At 63.7% G+C, this 1,897-nt stretch carries 2 protein-coding genes and 1 pseudogene; 2 read left to right on the top strand and 1 reads right to left on the bottom strand.

Translation table 11 applies throughout. The features are described 5' to 3' along the window. A pseudogene (locus EOA85_RS34150) lies at positions 1 to 822 on the top strand (amidase family protein); the annotation flags it as partial. A gap of 152 nt (positions 823 to 974) precedes the next feature. On the opposite strand, the gene EOA85_RS34145 reads toward EOA85_RS34150, so the two are convergent. Beyond that, positions 975 to 1,316, bottom strand: coding sequence for a hypothetical protein (locus EOA85_RS34145; protein WP_127212626.1), 342 nt, complete (start codon positions 1,314 to 1,316; stop codon positions 975 to 977). A 179-nt stretch (positions 1,317 to 1,495) separates the two neighbouring features. Here EOA85_RS34145 and EOA85_RS34140 point away from each other — a divergent pair. Then, on the top strand, positions 1,496 to 1,897 hold a 402-nt coding region (locus EOA85_RS34140; RefSeq protein ID WP_164760092.1), incomplete at its 3' end, for an ATP-binding cassette domain-containing protein.

Raw genomic sequence — 1,897 nt, 5'->3', positions numbered from 1 at the left:
CTGCCGGACCGCTACGAGGACAGCTTCGATCTAGCGGAGTATGTCGGGCGGGCCAAGCGCGGCGTCACCCCATTGGAGGCCATTCCCGAGCTGGACGCTGGCCTGAAAGGCCTTGAGGCAACGCGGCGGATCGATTTCGAGGACTGGCTGGACGCGCAAGGGCTGGATGCAGTGGTGTTTCCGGCCGTCGCCGATGTCGGGCCGGCCGATGCGGATGTCAACGAGGCCTCCGCCGCGGTTGCGTGGCGCAACGGCACCTGGGTCGCCAACGGCAATCTGGTGCCGCGCCATCTCGGCATTCCGACCGTCACCGTGCCGATGGGCACTATGGCCGATATCGGCATGCCGGTCGGACTGACCTTCGCCGGCAAGGCCTATGAAGATACGAAGCTGCTTCGGCTAGCCGGCGATTTCGAGCGTTTTGGCCAGCGCCGCACCAGCCCGCCGCGCACTCCGGAGCTTCCCGACGATGTCTTTGCCGCCAGGCCTGCCGCCCGCCAGCCCGACGAGGCGCCGCCGCTGACAGTCACGCTTGCCGCTGAGACGCGCCGTGCGGGTGATCAGGACGAGATAACTGTCACGCTCGATGTGCATGGCGAGGTCGGAACCGAGACCAGCGTGAAAGTCCATGTCAACGGCGAGCCCATTCGCATGCAGCGGACCGACGAGCGCTTTACAGGGCGTGCAGTCGTACCGGCCAGTGAGCATGAGAGAATCCACAGCGTCTGGCGCGGCTCTTACGGCTCGATCGTTACCGCCGTCGTGCGTCTTGAGGACGGGCGTGCAGTCGGCGCCTATGCGGTGACGGGAGGGAATGGATAGCAAGCCTCCGCGTATTCCCATTCTGGGCTGTCGGGATGGCATCGCCGCAAGTCTAGGGGAAGCTGCGGGATGGTGCCGATCGCGCCGACCCGCATGCCACCGATGATCAATGGCGGCATGCAGCCCGTCTGCGGCCGGCTTTCCAATCTGCGTCAGTCCGGCTTGCAGGGGTCACTACCGGCGTCGGCTTTGGCCGCCGCTGTCTTGTCGCCCTCCTGCTGCGCCTCGACATCCTGCTGCGAGGTGGCAAGGTTTTTATCCCCACCGGCTTCCTGGTTGGCTAGCGGCATGGTGTTGCCGTCCTTATTGGCAGGGCCGCCCTCAACCTTGCTACCGGCATTCGCATCAGTTTCGAGGGGTGCACGCGTTCCGTCTTTTGCGATGCCAGATTGAGCTTCGATCGATGCAGTCGTGTCATGGCAGGTGGCGCTTGCCGTGCCGGCGGTCAGGCCGATCATTGAGGTGGCGAGCAAAATAGCGGTAACCATCTTCATCTCATTCTCCTTTCGGTGTTTGAGCCTATCTTTCTAAACTGCCGGCGATATCCAAGGTTCCGCTGATTCAGTTCGAACCTCGAAACTGGCGTCGTATTGCCATTTGATTTGCGGGCTTCCGCAGGCGAGGCCTATCGCGTATTGGCGCGGGGAAAATCCCTTTGGCACGCGTGGAAAGCATGATTCGACTGGAAAGTATCAGCAAGCAGAACGGCCGGCAGATCGTCTTCATCGAGGCCTCCGCCTCCTTGCAGAAGGGCGAGAAGGTCGGGCTGGTCGGCCCCAATGGGGCCGGCAAGACGACGCTGTTCCGCATGATCAACGGCGAGGAGCAGCCCGATGAGGGCCAGGTCTCGGTCGATCGCGGCGTCACCATCGGCTATTTCAGCCAGGATGTCGGCGACATGGAAGGCCGCAGCGCTGTCGCCGAAGTGATGAACGGCGCCGGGCCGGTGAGCGAAGTGGCGGCCGAGATGCGCGAGCTCGAAGCCGCCATGGGCGACCCGGAGCGATCAGATGAGATGGACGCCATCATTGCCCGCTACGGCGACCTGCAGGCGCGTTTCGAGGAGCTCGACGGC

This window comes from Mesorhizobium sp. M5C.F.Ca.IN.020.29.1.1 (assembly GCF_003997375.1).
Classification (GTDB): domain Bacteria; phylum Pseudomonadota; class Alphaproteobacteria; order Rhizobiales; family Rhizobiaceae; genus Mesorhizobium; species Mesorhizobium wenxiniae.
This window is presented reverse-complemented; position numbering and strand designations above follow the sequence as displayed.